14 protein-coding genes are annotated in these 15,117 nt (G+C 71.3%); 6 read left to right on the top strand and 8 right to left on the bottom strand.

The features are described from left to right. Positions 1–72 precede the first annotated feature (72 nt). Positions 73–804, top strand: coding sequence for a hypothetical protein (locus tag KSO98_RS11195; protein ID WP_225285646.1), 732 nt, complete (start codon positions 73–75; stop codon positions 802–804). Here KSO98_RS11195 and ygfZ read toward each other — a convergent pair. The 3 genes from ygfZ to KSO98_RS11180 are packed head-to-tail and all read right to left on the bottom strand — an operon-like array spanning position 695 to position 2,575. Next, entirely contained in the window at positions 695–1,639 is a 945-nt protein-coding gene (gene ygfZ / locus KSO98_RS11190) for a CAF17-like 4Fe-4S cluster assembly/insertion protein YgfZ (protein WP_225285645.1), read from the bottom strand. The two genes, KSO98_RS11195 and ygfZ, sit on opposite strands and share 110 nt — an antisense overlap. Next, positions 1,629–2,054, bottom strand: a complete 426-nt coding sequence (locus tag KSO98_RS11185; RefSeq protein WP_225285644.1) for a Fur family transcriptional regulator — start codon at positions 2,052–2,054, stop codon at positions 1,629–1,631. Before KSO98_RS11185 ends, ygfZ begins: the two co-directional genes overlap by 11 nt. A gap of 5 nt (positions 2,055–2,059) precedes the next feature. Continuing rightward, the gene (locus tag KSO98_RS11180; RefSeq protein ID WP_225285643.1) at positions 2,060–2,575 is read right to left on the bottom strand and encodes a heme-binding beta-barrel domain-containing protein; all 516 of its coding nucleotides are present in this window, start codon (positions 2,573–2,575) and stop codon (positions 2,060–2,062) included. Positions 2,576–2,612: 37 nt separating this feature from the next. On the opposite strand from KSO98_RS11180, the gene KSO98_RS11175 reads away from it, so the two are divergent. Then, positions 2,613–2,975, top strand: coding sequence for a DsrE family protein (locus tag KSO98_RS11175; protein ID WP_225285642.1), 363 nt, complete (start codon positions 2,613–2,615; stop codon positions 2,973–2,975). 76 nt (positions 2,976–3,051) lie between these two features. Then, positions 3,052–5,964 (top strand): hypothetical protein, encoded by a 2,913-nt coding sequence (locus tag KSO98_RS11170; RefSeq protein ID WP_225285641.1) that lies wholly within the window; start codon positions 3,052–3,054, stop codon positions 5,962–5,964. A gap of 1 nt (position 5,965) precedes the next feature. Here KSO98_RS11170 and KSO98_RS11165 read toward each other — a convergent pair whose 3' ends face one another. After that, positions 5,966–6,985, bottom strand: a complete 1,020-nt coding sequence (locus tag KSO98_RS11165) for an alpha/beta hydrolase (protein ID WP_225285640.1) — start codon at positions 6,983–6,985, stop codon at positions 5,966–5,968. A 40-nt stretch (positions 6,986–7,025) separates the two neighbouring features. Between KSO98_RS11165 and KSO98_RS11160 the strand changes: the two genes are divergently transcribed. The 3 genes from KSO98_RS11160 to KSO98_RS11150 all read left to right on the top strand — a co-directional run bounded on the left by KSO98_RS11160 (position 7,026) and on the right by KSO98_RS11150 (position 10,962). Beyond that, complete coding sequence (locus tag KSO98_RS11160) at positions 7,026–9,197, top strand: RNA degradosome polyphosphate kinase (protein ID WP_225285639.1); 2,172 nt, start codon at positions 7,026–7,028, stop codon at positions 9,195–9,197. 134 nt (positions 9,198–9,331) lie between these two features. After that, positions 9,332–9,949 (top strand): DUF47 domain-containing protein, encoded by a 618-nt coding sequence (locus KSO98_RS11155; protein WP_225285638.1) that lies wholly within the window; start codon positions 9,332–9,334, stop codon positions 9,947–9,949. Next, positions 9,946–10,962 (top strand): inorganic phosphate transporter, encoded by a 1,017-nt coding sequence (locus tag KSO98_RS11150; protein WP_225285637.1) that lies wholly within the window; start codon positions 9,946–9,948, stop codon positions 10,960–10,962. The genes KSO98_RS11155 and KSO98_RS11150 overlap by 4 nt, the downstream gene beginning before the upstream one ends. Before the next feature lie 82 nt (positions 10,963–11,044). Here KSO98_RS11150 and pstB read toward each other — a convergent pair whose 3' ends face one another. Genes pstB through KSO98_RS11130 form a run of 4 tightly spaced genes read right to left on the bottom strand, consistent with a single transcriptional unit; the run spans position 11,045 to position 14,986 of the window. Then, on the bottom strand, positions 11,045–11,824 hold the full coding sequence (gene pstB / locus KSO98_RS11145) for a phosphate ABC transporter ATP-binding protein PstB (protein ID WP_225285636.1): 780 nt from the start codon (positions 11,822–11,824) through the stop codon (positions 11,045–11,047). Positions 11,825–11,841: 17 nt separating this feature from the next. Further along, complete coding sequence (gene pstA, locus KSO98_RS11140; protein WP_225285635.1) at positions 11,842–12,921, bottom strand: phosphate ABC transporter permease PstA; 1,080 nt, start codon at positions 12,919–12,921, stop codon at positions 11,842–11,844. Continuing rightward, the gene (gene pstC, locus KSO98_RS11135) at positions 12,918–13,877 is read right to left on the bottom strand and encodes a phosphate ABC transporter permease subunit PstC (protein WP_225285634.1); all 960 of its coding nucleotides are present in this window, start codon (positions 13,875–13,877) and stop codon (positions 12,918–12,920) included. Before pstC ends, pstA begins: the two co-directional genes overlap by 4 nt. Further along, complete coding sequence (locus KSO98_RS11130) at positions 13,874–14,986, bottom strand: phosphate ABC transporter substrate-binding protein PstS (protein WP_225285633.1); 1,113 nt, start codon at positions 14,984–14,986, stop codon at positions 13,874–13,876. Before KSO98_RS11130 ends, pstC begins: the two co-directional genes overlap by 4 nt. Positions 14,987–15,117: the final 131 nt, after the last annotated feature.

The following is a 15,117-nucleotide window of genomic DNA, read 5'->3' as shown; positions in this document are numbered from 1 at the left end:
CGAGGCAGCGATCTCCACAAGGCACATGACGCTCACACCGCTGACGCAGAAGGCGACGTAGCGTCCCGTCGCATGAGTCCCTCGCCCGACCCGACCACCCGGGAGTCGCTCGAGTTCCTCCGCGCCGTCTGCCGTCTCCCTCAGCGCCAGGGCGAGGCGGTGCTCGCCGCCGGTCTCGCCGGGCCACCCCGCGCGGACGGCCGGCGGCGTCTCTTCGACGCACGCCGTCTCCTCGAACTCGCCGACGCCACCGAGCTCGGCGACGACGAGGTCTGGGCCGCCTGCCCACGCGGGGTCTTCATCGGCCGCATCGCGAGACATCGCAGCTTCCACATCGACGCGCCACTTCCCGAACAGGTCGCAGCGGTCTGCGGGCCCTGGTACGTTCCGCTGCTCGCCCATCTCTGGATCGCCGCGCAGGGCAGCCCACCGCGCCCGTTCCCGTTCATCGCCACGGTCGGCAATTTCGTGGTGTTCGGCGGCGAGATCACCGGGCAGCACTACCTCGAGGGTCTCCCCCGTACGACCAACATGCACGGGCATCGCACGATCTGGCACCTCACCGAGCCGGGCCCGTGGTACGACGCCCTCGAAGGTCGCCGCCTCACCCTCGGCCCGGGCTACCCCTGGAAGATCTGGGGAGCGCCCGTCTCGGCGCCGTTCGACCGCACCGGTCTCGTCGACGAGGAGGTGCTCAACGCAGTGGCCGCACGTGCAGCCCGACGTCGGGGTCGACCACGACCTCCTGCGCCGCCGGCATCCCGTCGACCGACAGCTGAGCATCCACCGGCACAGAGCGCTTGACGAGACCGAGCGCGATCGGGCCCAGCTCGAAGTGGCGGGCCGAGGTGCCGACGAAGCCGACCTCCTTGCCCGCCTCGGTGAGCAGCGGCGTGCCGGCAGCCGGCAGGCGGTTCTCCGAGCCGTCGAGATGGAGCAGCACGAGCCGACGCGGCGGACGGCCCAGGGTGTGGACGCGCGCGACCGTCTCCTGGCCGCGGTAGCACCCCTTGTCCAGGTGCGTCCCCACCAGGCCGACCTCGTTGGGGATCGTCCGGTGATCGGTGTCGACGAAGAAGCGCGGCTCGCCGCGCTCGATGCGCAGCGCCTCGTACGCCCACAGGCCGCAGGCCGGACCGGCCGCGTCCACGTACGCGCGCAACGACGTGCGTGGGATGAACGACGTCGTGCCCCCGGACGTCGATCCGGCCGACACCGGCCGCCACACGACGGCCAGGTCGGGCTCGGCGCTGATCGTCACGTCGGACCAGAACTTCATCCGCTCCAGGAACGTCACCAGCGCCTCGCCGTGTCCCGGCTCGGTCCACGCGGTGAACGCCTCGCCGTCGTCGACGCCGGAGAAGAAGTGCTCGATGTGGCCCTGCGGCGACAGGATCAGCGCGTCGGTCCACACCCCGGCTGGCAGCGACTCGAGGTGCTGCGAGGTCAGGGAGTGCAGCCAGGTCAGCCGGTCGGGGCCGGCGATCCGGACGACCTCGCGGTGCGACAGGTCGACGAACCCCTCGCCCGAGGCGAGCGTGCGCTGCTCGACGTTGAACGACCCGTAGTGCGCCGCCACACCGGCATCGGCGCCGGACGCCGCCACAGCACCCGGCAGGGACAGAAGCTCACTCACCATCAGAAGACTCACACTCCACGCACGACCCGAACACCACCAGGTGCCCCAGGTCCGCCTCGAAACCCATCTCGGTCCGCAGCCGCTCCTCGAAGGAGGCGGCCACCTCAGGGTCAACAGAGACGACACGCTGACACTTCCTGCACACGATGTGGAAATGCTCGTGGTCGGTCGTCGAGTGATACGTCGCGACCCGATCCGACAGATGCGCGTGCCGCACGAGGCCGAGCTCCTCGAGCACCTCGAGGTTGCGGTAGACGGTCGAGAGGTTGATCGCCGACGCGGACTCGCGTACGACCGCGAGCACCTCCTCAGGGGTCGCGTGACCCAGCCGCTCCACGGCAGCGAGGACGAGCTCGCGCTGCGGGGTCAGCCGATAGCCGCTCCCCCGCAGACGCTCGCGCCAGTCCTCGCCCACCCGGCTCAGCCCTCAACGCGGTTGAGCTGCGCCCAGAGGTGGGGCTGGAGCTCCTGGCCCATCGCCTTCATGTCGTAGGCGTAGAGCAGCTGGCCCTCCACGTTGCCGTACAGGCGATGACCGGCGGTCATGTCCTTGGCGGTCTCGGTGTGGCCGACGCCTCGGGTGGCGAACTCGACCCGGCCGTCGGCGGCCTCGCCGAACCAGACCTCCGCGTACCCGATGTTGTGCGCCAGCGTCATCTCGAGCTTGGCCTTGCCCGGCTCGATCAGCTTCGAGCGGATGAAGCCGGTCTCCATCGCCGCAGGGCGGATCCGCTCCTTGGTCTCCGGGTCGATCACCCAGCTGTGCGCGGAGTAGGCGAAGAACGGGCGGCCGTCCTGCTGGAAGACCAGCTCCTGCTCGTACTCGAACGCGTCGATGGTCGGGTAGTCACCGTGGCCGTTGCCGTGCCAGGTGCCGAGCAGCCAGGCGATCGGGGCGCAGTCGGGATGCAGGTTCTCAGGCAGATGGAAAGGCACGGGCCGCAGTCTAAGCGCGCGCGCATAGGGTGGCCCCATGCGAAGGAAGCTCGTCGTGAAGGTCACCGCCGGGACCGAGGACGCCGAGCGGTGCAACCAGGCGTTCACCGTGGCGGCCGCGGCCGTCGCTGCCGGGGCCGAGGTGAGCCTGTGGCTGACCGGCGAGGCCGCCTGGTTCGGGGTGCCCGGGCGCGCTCAGCAGTTCAGCCTCCCGTTGGCCACGCCGCTGGTCGATCTGCTCGGGCTCGTGCTCGCCGACGGCGCCGTCACGGTGTGCAGCCAGTGCGCCGCCCGCCGCGGTATCACCGAGGCTGACGTCATCCCGGGCATCGTCATCAAGGGTGCGGCGGTCTTCGCCGAGGAGATCCTCACAGAAGGCGTACAGGCGATCGTCTACTGACCGGACGTCGCGAGGCGTGACCAACGGCCGCAGAGTGCGTATGACGTCCGGCGAACGCCGATAGGCTGGTGCGCAAATGGACAACGCGAACTCCTCCGACCGCAAGTGGTTCCGCCGTGCCGGCGGCGACGGCGCACCCGGTACGGCCCCCGGCGCCATCGAGACCGCTGAGCAGCTCGCCGAGCGCGCGGCCGAGTACGCCGCCGCGGCCGAGCGTCACGCCCGCCTGCGCAAGTCGGCCGAGGAGGCCGCCGCCGAGCAGGCCGCCGAGCGGATCGTCGCGGAGGAGGCCGGCGCCGAGCACGCGCGCGCCCGTGCGGAGGCCGACCGGATCGCGGCGGACCACGCGTCGATGGCGAGCGCGGCCCACCAGGCGCGCGTGGCCGCCGAGGAGGCCGCCGTCGAGGCGGAGAGGTCGCGCCGCGCGGCCGAGGAGGCCGGCGAGGCCAACGCCAAGGCGCGCGTCCGGGCCGAGCAGGCCGCGGCCGAGCAGGCCAAGCTCGCCGAGGAGGCACTGCGCCGCCACCGCGACGCGGTGCAGCAGGCCGCCGACATCGCCGACGCCCGGTCCCGGGCCGAGGAGAGCGCCCGGCTGCGCGCCTCGGAGGCCGCGGCCGCGCACGAGGCCCGTCAGATCGCCGAGCAGGCTGCCGCCGAGCATGCCCGGCTCGCCGCCGAGGCCCACGAGGCCCGTACGAGCGCGGAGCAGGCCGCCGAGGCGAAGGCGGCCGAGGCGACCGCTGCGCACGGCGCCCGCGAGTTCTCCGAGCGGGTCTCGGCCTCGATGGCCGACCAGGCACGCCAGGCGCACACCGCACGCCAGGAGGCCGAGCAGGCCGCCACCATCGCCGCCGCTGCTCGACAGGCCGCCGATGCCAAGGCCGCCGAGCACGCCGAGGCCCGCGCCGAGGCCGAGCGCGCGGCCGGCGTCGCTGCGCTGCGCGTCACCGAGACCCATGAGGCCCGCCGACGCGCCGAGGAGGCGGCCCAGGCCAAGGCCGACGAGGCCACGCAGGCCCACGCCGACCGGGTCGCCGCCGAGCAGGCCGCCGTCGAGGCCCACGACGCGCGGGCCGCCGCCGAGCACGCCGCCGCCGAGCACGCCCGGATCGCGGCCGAGGCCCACGACCGGCAGACCGCCGCCGAGGCGACCGCCATCGCCACCCACGAGGCGCGCCAGGCGGCCGACGAGGCTGCCGCCGAGCACGCCCGCAGCGCCGCCGAGGCCCACCAGACCGCCGCCGAGCACGCCCGGCTCGCCGCGGAGGCCCACGACGCCCGTACGGCCGCCGAGCACGCCGCGCAGGCCAAGGCCGACGAGGTCGAGGCCGCGCACGCGGCCCGGCTCACCGTCGAGGAGGAGGGCCGCGCCGCGATCGAGGCGGCCCAGGCCGAGCGGGTCGCGTCGGAGGAGCAGGGTCGCGTCGCCGTCGAGGCCGCGCACGCCGAGCGCGCTGCCGCGGAGGCCGCCGCCGTCGAGGCCCACGAGCACCGCCGGGCCGCCGAGGAGGCGGCCGAGGAGCACGCACGCGCCGCGGCCACGGCCCACGACCTGCGCGCCGCCGCGGAGCACGAGGCGGAGAAGGCGCACACCGCGCGTCGGGCCGCCGATCTGACCGCCCACGAGCACGCCGAGCGCGCCGACGCCGCCCACCTGGCCCGTACGGAGGCAGAGACCGCGGCCGCCGAGGCCGCTCGACTGGCCGCTGATGCGCACACCGCCCGACTGGCCGCAGAGCAGGCCGCCGAGGAGGCACAGGCCCGTCGCACCGAGGCCGAGAACGTCACCCACCAGCAGGCCCTCGTCGCCGGCCAGGCCGCTGCGGCCGAGCTGGCGGCGATCACGCGTGCGGAGTCTGCCGCAGCGGAGGCCCAGGCCGCGCACGACCGCGCCGCCGAGCGGGCCGCCGAGGCGGAGGCCGCCCATGCCAGGGCCGCCGAGCACGCCGGCCTCGCGACCGGAGCCCACGAGGCCCGTACGGCCGCCGAGAGGGCCGCCGAGGCCGCCGCCATCGCCCGTCGCGAGGCCGAGGACGCTGCCGGCGCCGCCCACGCGCACGCCCAGACGTCGGCCAGCGAGCGGGCCGCCGCCGAGGCCCGCACCACCGAGCTGCTCGCCGCGCTGGCAACCGCCGCCGAGGAGTCCCGGGCGCGGGTCGAGGAGGCCAACGCCGCTCGGATCGCCGCCGAGGAGACCGCGGCCGAGTCGGCCCGGCTGCGTGCCGAGGCCGAGTCGAAGGTCGACCAGCTGGTCATCGACCGCCAGGCCATCGAGTCCTCGATCCGCCACCACACCGAGCTGGTCGAGGCCGCCCTGCAGGAGCGACTCGTCGCCGAGCGTCGCGCCGCGGAGCTCGGCCGCGAGCTGGCCGACCTGCGCGACAAGGTCGTGACGACGATCAAGGAGAAGGGGTCCAAGCGGAGCTTGGCCGCGCTCGAGTTGGCGATCGCCGCCGCACCCGCTGTCGGCACCCCGGCGCCCGCGGCCGCCGCGCAGGAGGTCTCCGCGCCCGACCAGCGCGCACAGACCAAGAGCGCGTGGGCACTGGCGGCGGAGCTCGCCCAGACGGGCCAGATCCCCAAGCTCACCCCCGACGTGCTCCGCGCGATGGACGCCGCGGGCGGGAGGCTCCCGGCCGGTGCCGACCCGTCGGCGACCGCCGGCGGGCGTGCCGAGATCCCGGCCGCGACCGACGCCGACCAGGACATCCGCAGCTTCACCCCGGAGTCGAAGCTCGGCCTGCTCACCGCCGGCGAGGTCACGGTCAGCGACCAGGGCGTCCTCGACGTGCGCAAGGGCAGCCGGACGTACCGGTTCGACCTCTACGACACCGCCACCACGGTCACGATGCACGCCAAGCCGAGCAGCCGCCGCTGGAAGGTCGACCTCGAGGCCGGCGGCCAGGCGGTCTCGATCGACGCCAAGATGGTCGACGCCGAGGCGTTCACCCGCGAGCTGACGCGCTGGCGCCCCGAGATCGGCGTCTGAACTACAGACCGGCCTTGAGCGCGTCGGCGATCACGTCGACGGCCGCCTTGGACGTACGGCCGGCGCCGATCACGTTGAAGAACCCGTGGATCTGGTCGGGGAAGCGGCGCAGCTCCACCTTCACGCCGGCGTCCTCGAGCTTGCGGGCGTACGCCTCGCCCTCGTCGCGCAGCGGGTCGAACCCCGCGGTCACGACGTAGGCGGGCGCGACCCCGGCGGGGACCTCCGCGTAGAGCGGTGAGAGCCGCGGGTCGCGCTTGTCGGTGCCCGTGCGGATGTACGAGCTCTCCGCGACGTCCAGGAAGCTCTGGGTCAGGTAGAAGCCCTCGTTGAACATCGTGCGCGACTCCGTGCGCGCGTCCATGTCGACGACGGGGTAGATCAGGAGCTGGAAGGCGCACTTCTCGCGGGCGACCAGCGCGACGCCCGCGGCCAGGTTGCCGCCGGCGGAGTCACCCGCGACGCCGATCCGCGACGTGTCCGCGCCGATCTCCTCGGCGTGCTCGTGCACCCAGTCGAAGGCCGCGACCGCGTCGTCGTAGGCCGCCGGGAACGGCTCCTCGGGCGCGAGCCGGTAGTCGACCGACAGCACCCGTACGCCGGCCCGGTCGGCCACGTAGCGGCACGACGCCTCGTGCGACCGCAGATCGCCGTACACGAACCCGCCGCCGTGGAAGAAGACCAGCAGCGGGCCGATCGCGGCTGCGCCGTTGGGGATGTAGAGCCGGGCCGGGCGACCCGCGACCGTCAGGGAGCGCGCGGAGCCGCGCTTCTGCTGGCCGCCCCCGATGAGCGCCTGGCGCAGCAGCGCCGCGCGGCCCTCGTCGAGCGGTAGGGTCGAGGGGTCGCCGAGGCGCGCGAGCTCATTGAGCCGCAGCATCAGCTGGGTCTCGGTGGCGAGCGTCTGGCCGTCGCGCACGATCGGCCGGCCGGCGAGGCGGCGCTGCCACGAGGGCCGCAGGTTCATCAGCTTCTCGAAGGCGAGCTTCTCGACGCGGAAGCGCAGCGAATCACGGTTCACGGCCCAGAACTTACCCCGTGGTAGGTGCCACACTTGCGCCATGACCATCGAGAGCGCCGACCGGAGCCCCGACACGACCACGCTCGAGGCCATCGCGGACAAGGAGTACGACCTCGACCCGGTCTACGTGCCCGATCACGAGGCGCTCGCCGAGGTCGAGAAGTACGACGACCGGTTCCTCGACCGGGAGGTGTCCTGGCTGAAGTTCAACCAGCGTGTGCTCGAGCTGGCCGAGGACGAGAGCCTGCCGCTGCTGGAGCGGGTCCGCTTCCTGGCGATCTTCACCTCCAACCTGGACGAGTTCTTCATGGTCCGCGTCGCCGGCCTCAAGCGACGGATCGCCGCCGGGCTCGCCGTACGGGCGGCCTCCGGGCTGATGCCGCGTGAGCAGCTCGAGCTGATCTGGCGCACCACCCGCGACCTCTCCGAGCGCCACGCCCGCATCTTCGGCAAGATCCTGATGCCGCAGCTGGCCGCCGAGGGCATCCACCTGGTGCACTGGGACGAGCTGTCCGACGCCGAGGTCAAGCAGTGCAAGAAGATGTTCAAGGAGCGCGTCTTCCCGGTCCTGACTCCCCTGGCGGTCGACCCGGCGCACCCGTTCCCCTACATCTCCGGCCTCAGCCTCAACCTCGCGGTCATGCTCCGCGACCCCCACACCGGCAAGGAGCACTTCGCCCGGGTCAAGGTGCCGCAGATCTTCTCCCGTTTCATCCCGCTGGGCGACAACCGCTTCGTACCGCTCGAGGACGTGATGCGCGAGCGGCTCTCCAAGCTCTTCCCGGGGATGACCATCCTCGAGGTGCACGCCTTCCGCGTGACCCGCAACGAGGACCTGGAGGTCGAGGAGGACGACGCCGAGAACCTTCTCGCCGCCCTGGAGAAGGAGCTGCTGCGCCGCCGCTTCGGCCCGCCGGTCCGGCTCGAGGTCGAGTCCTCGATCTCCACTTCGGTGCTGGAGCTGCTGGTCTCCGAGCTCGGGATCAGCGACCAGGAGGTCTTCCGCCTCCCCGGCCCGTTGGACCTGCGCGGCCTGCACGGCATCGCCGACATCAACCGCGAGGACCTCAAGTACGACGCGTTCGTGCCCTCCACGCACCGCCAGCTCGCGCCGGTCGAGTCCGCGGCACCGGTCGACGTGTTCAAGGCCGCGCGCCGCGGCGACGTCCTGCTGCACCACCCGTACGACAGCTTCTCGACCTCCGTGCAGCGCTTCATCGAGCAGGCCGCCGCCGACCCGCGGGTGCTCGCGATCAAGCAGACCCTCTACCGGACCTCGGGCGACTCCCCGATCATCGATGCGCTGATCGACGCGGCCGAGGCCGGCAAGCAGGTCCTGGTGCTCGTCGAGATCAAGGCCCGCTTCGACGAGCAGGCCAACATCCGCTGGGCGCGCAAGCTCGAGCAGGCCGGCTGCCACGTCGTGTACGGCCTGATCGGCCTCAAGACCCACTGCAAGCTCGCCATGGTGGTGCGCGACGAGGGCGACTACGGCGGCGGCATCCGGCGCTACACCCACATCGGCACGGGCAACTACAACCCGAAGACCTCCCGCATCTACGAGGACCTCGGCCTGATCACGACCAACGAGGCGATCGGCGAGGACGTCGCCCACCTGTTCAACAACCTCTCGGGCTGGGGCACGGCGCCGGAGTACGAGCGGGTGCTGGTCGCGCCGGCGACCGTGCGATCGGGGCTGATCGAGCAGATCCATGCCGAGATCGCGCACCACCGCGCCGGGCGACCGGCCCGTATCCGGCTGAAGGCCAACTCGCTGGTCGACGAGGCCGTCATCGACGCGCTCTACCTGGCCTCGCAGGCCGGTGTGCCGGTGCAGCTGCTCGTCCGCGGGATCTGCTCGCTGCGCCCCGGCGTGCCGGGGCTGTCGGAGACGATCGAGGCCCGCTCGGTGCTCGGCCGGTTCCTGGAGCACTCCCGGGTGTTCTGGTTCGACAACGGCGGCGAGGCGCGGGCCTGGATCGGGTCGGCCGACATGATGCACCGCAACCTCGACCGCCGCGTCGAGGTGCTGGTGGAGATGCCGACGCCGGAGCTCGTCGGCGAGATCGGCTGGATCCTCGACCTGGCGTTCGACCCGACCACCAAGGCATGGAGCCTCGGCGCGGACGGCGAGTGGACGCGCAACGACGGCACGGTGGACCTGCAGGCGGCCCTGATCGCGCGCCAGCGCGCGCGGCGCAAGAAGGGCTGACGAGCGAGCCGCGTGCGGAGCCTGTCCGGTCGACCCGGCCGGTGTCGGAGCGGCTGGTGCCTCGCCGTTCGCGCTGTCGCTCGCTCTCTCCCCTACCATGTTCACCGTTCGTTCACCCCACGCCAGGAGTTGCCGTGCGTTTGCGCATCCGTCCGGTCGAGACCGCGTTCTACGACCTCTTCACGGAATCGGCCCAGCACCTCGTGACCGGGGCCGCACTGCTCGCCGAGATGCTCGCCGACGAGGCTGACCACAGCGCCGTCGCCGCTCGCATGCGCGAGGCCGAGCACGCCGCCGACGAGACCACCCACGCCATCGTGCGCCTGGTGAACTCGACGTTCGTCACCCCGTTCGACCGCGAGGACATCTACGCGCTGGGCTCGGGCCTCGACGACGTGATGGACTCGATGGACGAGGTCGTCGACCAGATCCTCGTGTACGAGGTCAAGGTGCTGCCGCCCGAGCTCAGCGACCAGGTCCAGGTCCTCCAGCGCTGTGCCGAGCTGACCGCCGCCGCGATGCCGAAGCTGCAGACGCTGCGCGATCTCGAGGAGTACTGGATCGAGATCAACCGTCTCGAGAACCAGGGCGACAAGAACCACCGCCGCATCCTCGCCAAGCTCTTCTCCGGAGAGTTCAAGGCGATGGAGGTCCTCAAGCTGAAGGACATCGTCGAGTCCCTCGAAGAGGCGATCGACGGCTTCGAGCGGGTCGCCAACATCGTCGAGCAGATCGCCGTCAAGGAATCGTGACTCTCGGGATCCTGATCGCGGTCATCGTGATCGCGCTCGCCTTCGACTACACCAACGGCTTCCACGACGCCGCCAACGCGATCGCGACCTCGGTCTCGACGCGGGCGCTGACGCCGAAGGTCGCCCTCACCCTCGCCGCGGTGATGAACTTCGTCGGCGCGCTGCTCGGCCAGGAGGTCGCGCACACGGTCGCCGACACGCTCTCGCTCGATGCGGCCGACGCCAAGCATGCGCTGGTGATCGTGCTCTCCGCACTGGTCGGAGCCATCACCTGGAACCTCATCACCTGGTGGTTCGGCCTGCCCTCGTCCTCCTCGCACGCCCTGATCGGCGCGCTGGTCGGCGCGGCCCTCGCCGCCGGCGGCTCGTACGCCTCGGTGCACTGGCAGACGATCGTGGACAAGGTCCTGCTGCCGATGGTGATCTCGCCGGTGGTCGGCTTCGCGGCCGCCTTCTTGGTGATGCTGTCGATCATGTGGATCTTCCGCCGCCGCAACCAGCACAAGGTCTACCGCGGCTTCCGGGCGATGCAGACCGTCTCGGCTGCGGCGCTCGCGCTCGGCCACGGCCTGCAGGACGCGCAGAAGACGATGGGCGTCATCTTCCTGGCGCTCACCGTCGCCTACCCCGCCACCTACCGCGGCGACCACCTGCCGCTGTGGGTCGTCATCGCCGCGGCCTCGGCGATCTCGCTGGGCACCTACTCCGGCGGCTGGCGCGTCATGCGCACCCTGGGCCGCAAGATCATCCAGCTCGACCCGGCCCGCGGCTTCTCCGCGGAGATCGTCGGCGCCTCGGTCCTGTACGGCACCGCGTACCTCTTCCACGCGCCCATCTCGACCACCCACACGATCACCTCGGCGATCATGGGCGCGGGCGCCACGCAGCGCTTCAACGCGGTCCGCTGGGGCGTCGCCGGCAACATCGTCGCCGGCTGGGTGCTGACCTTCCCGGCCGCCGGCCTCGCCGCCGCGCTGGTCTACGAGCTGCTCCGCCTCCCCTTCGGCCTCTGAGGCCCGCACCACCCCGTACGAACGCGACAGCGCCCCGCACGATCTCTCGTGCGGGGCGCTGTCGTTCGTACGGGGTGCCGGCTCAGCCGAAGCGACCGGAGATGTACGCCTCCGTGTCCGGGCTGTCCGGGTTGGTGAACATCTGCTTGGTCGGGTTGAACTCGACCAGGTGGCCGGGCTTGCCGGCGGCCTTGAGGTTGAAGAAGCCCGTGTCGTCGGAGACACGCGCGGCCTGCTGCATGTTGTGGGTGACGATCACGATCGTGTAGCTCGACTTGAGGTCGTGGATCAGGTCCTCGACAGCGGCCGTCGAGATCGGGTCCAGGGCCGAGCAGGGCTCGTCCATCAGCAGCACCTCGGGCTCGACGGCGATCGCGCGGGCGATGCACAGGCGCTGCTGCTGGCCGCCGGACAGGCCCATGCCGGGCTTGCCGAGGCGGTCCTTGACCTCGTTCCAGAGGTTCGCGCCGCGCAGCGACTTCTCCACGACGTCGTCGGCCTCCGACTTCGGCATCCGCTTGTTGTTGAGGCGGTTGCCGGCGAGGACGTTCTCGTAGATCGACATCGTCGGGAACGGGTTCGGCCGCTGGAAGACCATCCCGATCCGGCGACGCACCTCCACCGGGTCGACGATGGGGTCGTAGAGCGACATCCCGTCGACCATCACCTTGCCCTCGACACGGGCGCCGGGGATCACCTCGTGCATCCGGTTGAGGGAGCGCAGGAAGGTCGACTTGCCGCAGCCCGAGGGGCCGATGAACGCGGTGACGGACTTCGCCTTGATCGTCATGCTGACGCCCTCGACGGCCTTGAAGTCGCCGTAGAAGATGTCCAGGTCCTGGACGTCGATGCTCTTTGCCATGGTGTTGCGTACTCCCGTCAGCGCCCGGTCTTGGGGGCGAAGATCTTCCCGATGATGCGGGCGATGAGGTTGAGGATCATGACGATCACGATGAGGACCAGCGCCGCGGCCCACGCCCGGGCGTAGCCCGGCGGGTCGGCGGCATGGGCGCCGAGCGGCACAGCACCCGGTGTCTTGTACTGGTTGAAGATGTAGACCGGCAGGGTCGTCATCCGCCCCGAGAAGAGGTTGCCGTTCATCGAGTCGTTGTAGCCGGCCGTCACCAGCAGCGGTGCGGTCTCGCCGATGACGCGCGAGATGGCCAGCACGACGCCGGTGACGATGCCGCCGATGGCGGTCGGCATGACGACCTTGAGGATGGTGCGCCACTTCGGCACGCCCAGCGCGAACGACGCCTCGCGCAGGTCGCTCGGGACCAGACGCAGCATCTCCTCGGCGGAGCGGACCACGGTCGGGGTCATCAGCAGCGCCAGCGCGATGGCGCCTCCGATGCCGGCTCGGAACGCGGGGCCGAAGAACAGCACCAGCAGGGAGAGCGCGAACAGACCCGCCACGATCGAGGGGATGCCGGTCATGACGTCCACCAAGAAGGTGATCACCTTCGCCAGGCGGCTGCCTCGTCCGTACTCGATCAGGTAGATCGCGGTCATCAGGCCGATCGGGACCGCGATGACCGTCGCCGCGAGGGTGACGATCACGGTGCCCTGGATGGCGTGCAGGATGCCGCCCTCCATCGAGCCGAAGACGCCGCGCATCGAGGTCGTCAGGAAGTGCACGGTGACGTGCGGGGCGCCCTTCTGCACGACGTTCCACAGCAGCCACAGCAGCGGCACGCAGACCACCGCGAACGCGCCCCAGACCAGGTTGGTCATCAACCGGTCGGTCGCGGCGCGACGGCCCTCGAGGACACGCGACCAGGCGGGCAGCGCCACGACGTACAGCAGACCCGAGAGGAGCACGATCGCGACCGGTCCCCAGCCGAGGATCAGGCCGAGCAGGGCGCCGACGGCGAGGGCGGCGACGGCCACCACGAGGGGTGCCCAACGCGGCAGGCGCGGGTGCGCGAGCGTGGAGGGGGCCACAGCGACGGCGTTCATCGAGCGAGCTTCCTCTCACCACGGCCGATCGCCCAGCGGGCGATGAAGTTCACCACGAAGGTGAACGCGAACAGCACCAGACCGGCAGCGATCAGCACGTGCTGCTTGTCGGCCGAGGCCTCGGCGTAGTTGTTGGCGATGTTGGCCGCGATCGTCTGCGGGCTGGTGTCGCCGATGATGTTGAGCATGTACTTGGGCGAGGACGAGTAGACCATCGTCACGGCCATCGTCTCGCCGAGGGCGCGGCCCAGGCCGAGCATGATGCCGGCGATGACGCCGGACTTGGCGTACGGGAGGACGGCCAGCCGGATGACCTCCCAGCGGGTGGCTCCCAGGCCGATGGCGGCCTCCTCGTTGAGCCGTGGCGTCTGGGCGAAGACCTCGCGGCTGATGGCGGTGATGATCGGCAGGATCATCACGCCCAGGACGAGCGCCGCGGTGAGCGCGGTCTGCCCGTTGGGCGAGGCGGGGCCCTTGAAGAGCGGGATCCAGTTGAGGTAGTCGCCGAGCCAGTTGATCACCGGCTTGAGCGCCTGCGACAGGGCCCGGCCGCCCCAGAGGCCGAAGACGACCGACGGGACGGCGGCGAGCAGGTCGATCACGTACGCGACCGGGGTCGCGAGCCTACGCGGGGCGTAGTGGCTGATGAACAGCGCCACCGCGAGCGCGAACGGCACCGCGACGATCAGCGCCAGCAGCGAGATGAAGATCGTGCCGAAGAGCAGCGGACCGACGTACTGCCAGAAGGTCTCGAACCCCTGGCCGTACTCCTTCGGGTCCACGCTGAGGCCCGGGATGCCCTGGATCAGCAGGAAGACGAACACGCCGGCGAGGGCGAGCAGGATCAGCAGACCGGCGCCACGGGCGCTCGCTGCGAAGACCCTGTCGCCCAGCGCCAGGCGCCCCCGCCGCGCCGAGACGGCGGGCGGGGGCGTGAGGGACGAACCTGTGCTCACTTGGCGGCGATCTTGTCCAGGATCGCGGTGGCCTTGTCCGAGGTGTCGCTGCTCAGCGGGGCCGAGCCGGCGGCCGAGGCACCGGCCTGCTGACCCTCCTGCGACACGATGTAGGTCAGGTAGCCCTTGACCATCGCAGCGGTGGAGGCGTCGGCGTAGGTCGGGCAGGCCAGCAGGTACGAGACCAGGACGAGCGGGTAGGCGCCGTCGGCCGTGTCGGTCCGGTTGACGTCGTAGATGAGCTGGCTGTCGGTGGCCGACGCGTCCAGGTCGGAGTTCGCGACGACGGCGGCGGCGCCCTCGGCGGACGGCGCGTTGTAGGACGAGCCGACCTTGATCGAGACGACACCCAGGCCACCGGCCTGCGAGGCGTCGGCGTAGCCGATCGTGCCCTCGCCGCCCTTGATGGAGGTGATGACACCGGAGGTGCCGTTGCCCGACAGACCGTCGGTGGACGGCCAGGTCTGGGCCGGCTCGTCCTTCCAGGCGCCCTCGCCGGCCTTCGACAGGTACTCGGTGAAGTTCTGCGTGGTGCCCGAGTCGTCGGAGCGGTGGACGGTGTGGATGGCCTCGTCCGGCAGCGTGACGCCGTCGTTCTGCGAGGCGATCTGCGGGTCGTTCCACTTCTTGACGGTGCCGTTGAAGATGTCGGCGATCGTCTTGGCGTCGAGCTTGAGCGAGTCGACGCCCTTGAGGTTGAAGACGACGGCGATCGGGGAGATGTAGCTCGGGACCTCGATCGGGTCGCCGCCACAGGTCTTCTGAGCAGCGGTGTACTCGTCCGACGGGTTGGCGATGAAGGCGTCGGAGCCGGCGAAGGAGTACGCGCCCGACTCGAAGCTGGTGCGACCCGTGCCGGAGCCGACCGGGTCGTAGGTGATGGAGACGCCGGAGTTGTCGCCCTGGAAGGCGGCCATCCAGGCCTGCTGGGCGGTGCCCTGGGCGCTGGAGCCGCCGCCGGCGAGCTTGCCGCTCAGCGCGCTCCCGCCGTCGGCAGGAGCGTTGTCGCCGGCGGTGTTGGTGTTGCTGTCACCGCAGGCCGCGAGGGAGGCGGCGAGGGCGAGGGCGGCAGCACCGGGAACGATGGCGCGGCGAAGGGTGGTCTTCACGAGAGTTTCTCCTGTGGTCTACGCAGGTTGACTCGATGAACGTAGGCAGGCCAAGTGACCTGTTTCGGGGCCCTTGGTGAACGGGCCGTGAACGTGACCTGCCGTCTCGGGGACAAGATCGCGTGGAGGAG

The organism is Nocardioides nematodiphilus (assembly GCF_020216525.1).
GTDB lineage: Bacteria > Actinomycetota > Actinomycetes > Propionibacteriales > Nocardioidaceae > Nocardioides > Nocardioides nematodiphilus.
Note: the sequence above shows the minus strand (reverse complement) of the source record. Positions and strands in the feature narration are given on the sequence as shown.

What these genes read in the sequence shown, in the direction of transcription:
- KSO98_RS11175 (WP_225285642.1), top strand. Translation starts at nt 2,613, where the DNA reads ATGCGAAGGAAGCTCGTCGTGAAGGTCACCGCCGGGACCGAGGACGCC.
- KSO98_RS11160 (WP_225285639.1), top strand. Translation starts at nt 7,026, where the DNA reads ATGACCATCGAGAGCGCCGACCGGAGCCCCGACACGACCACGCTCGAG.
- pstB (WP_225285636.1), bottom strand. Translation starts at nt 11,824, where the DNA reads ATGGCAAAGAGCATCGACGTCCAGGACCTGGACATCTTCTACGGCGAC.
- KSO98_RS11195 (WP_225285646.1), top strand. Translation starts at nt 73, where the DNA reads ATGAGTCCCTCGCCCGACCCGACCACCCGGGAGTCGCTCGAGTTCCTC.
- pstA (WP_225285635.1), bottom strand. Translation starts at nt 12,921, where the DNA reads ATGAACGCCGTCGCTGTGGCCCCCTCCACGCTCGCGCACCCGCGCCTG.
- KSO98_RS11170 (WP_225285641.1), top strand. Translation starts at nt 3,052, where the DNA reads ATGGACAACGCGAACTCCTCCGACCGCAAGTGGTTCCGCCGTGCCGGC.
- ygfZ (WP_225285645.1), bottom strand. Translation starts at nt 1,639, where the DNA reads ATGGTGAGTGAGCTTCTGTCCCTGCCGGGTGCTGTGGCGGCGTCCGGC.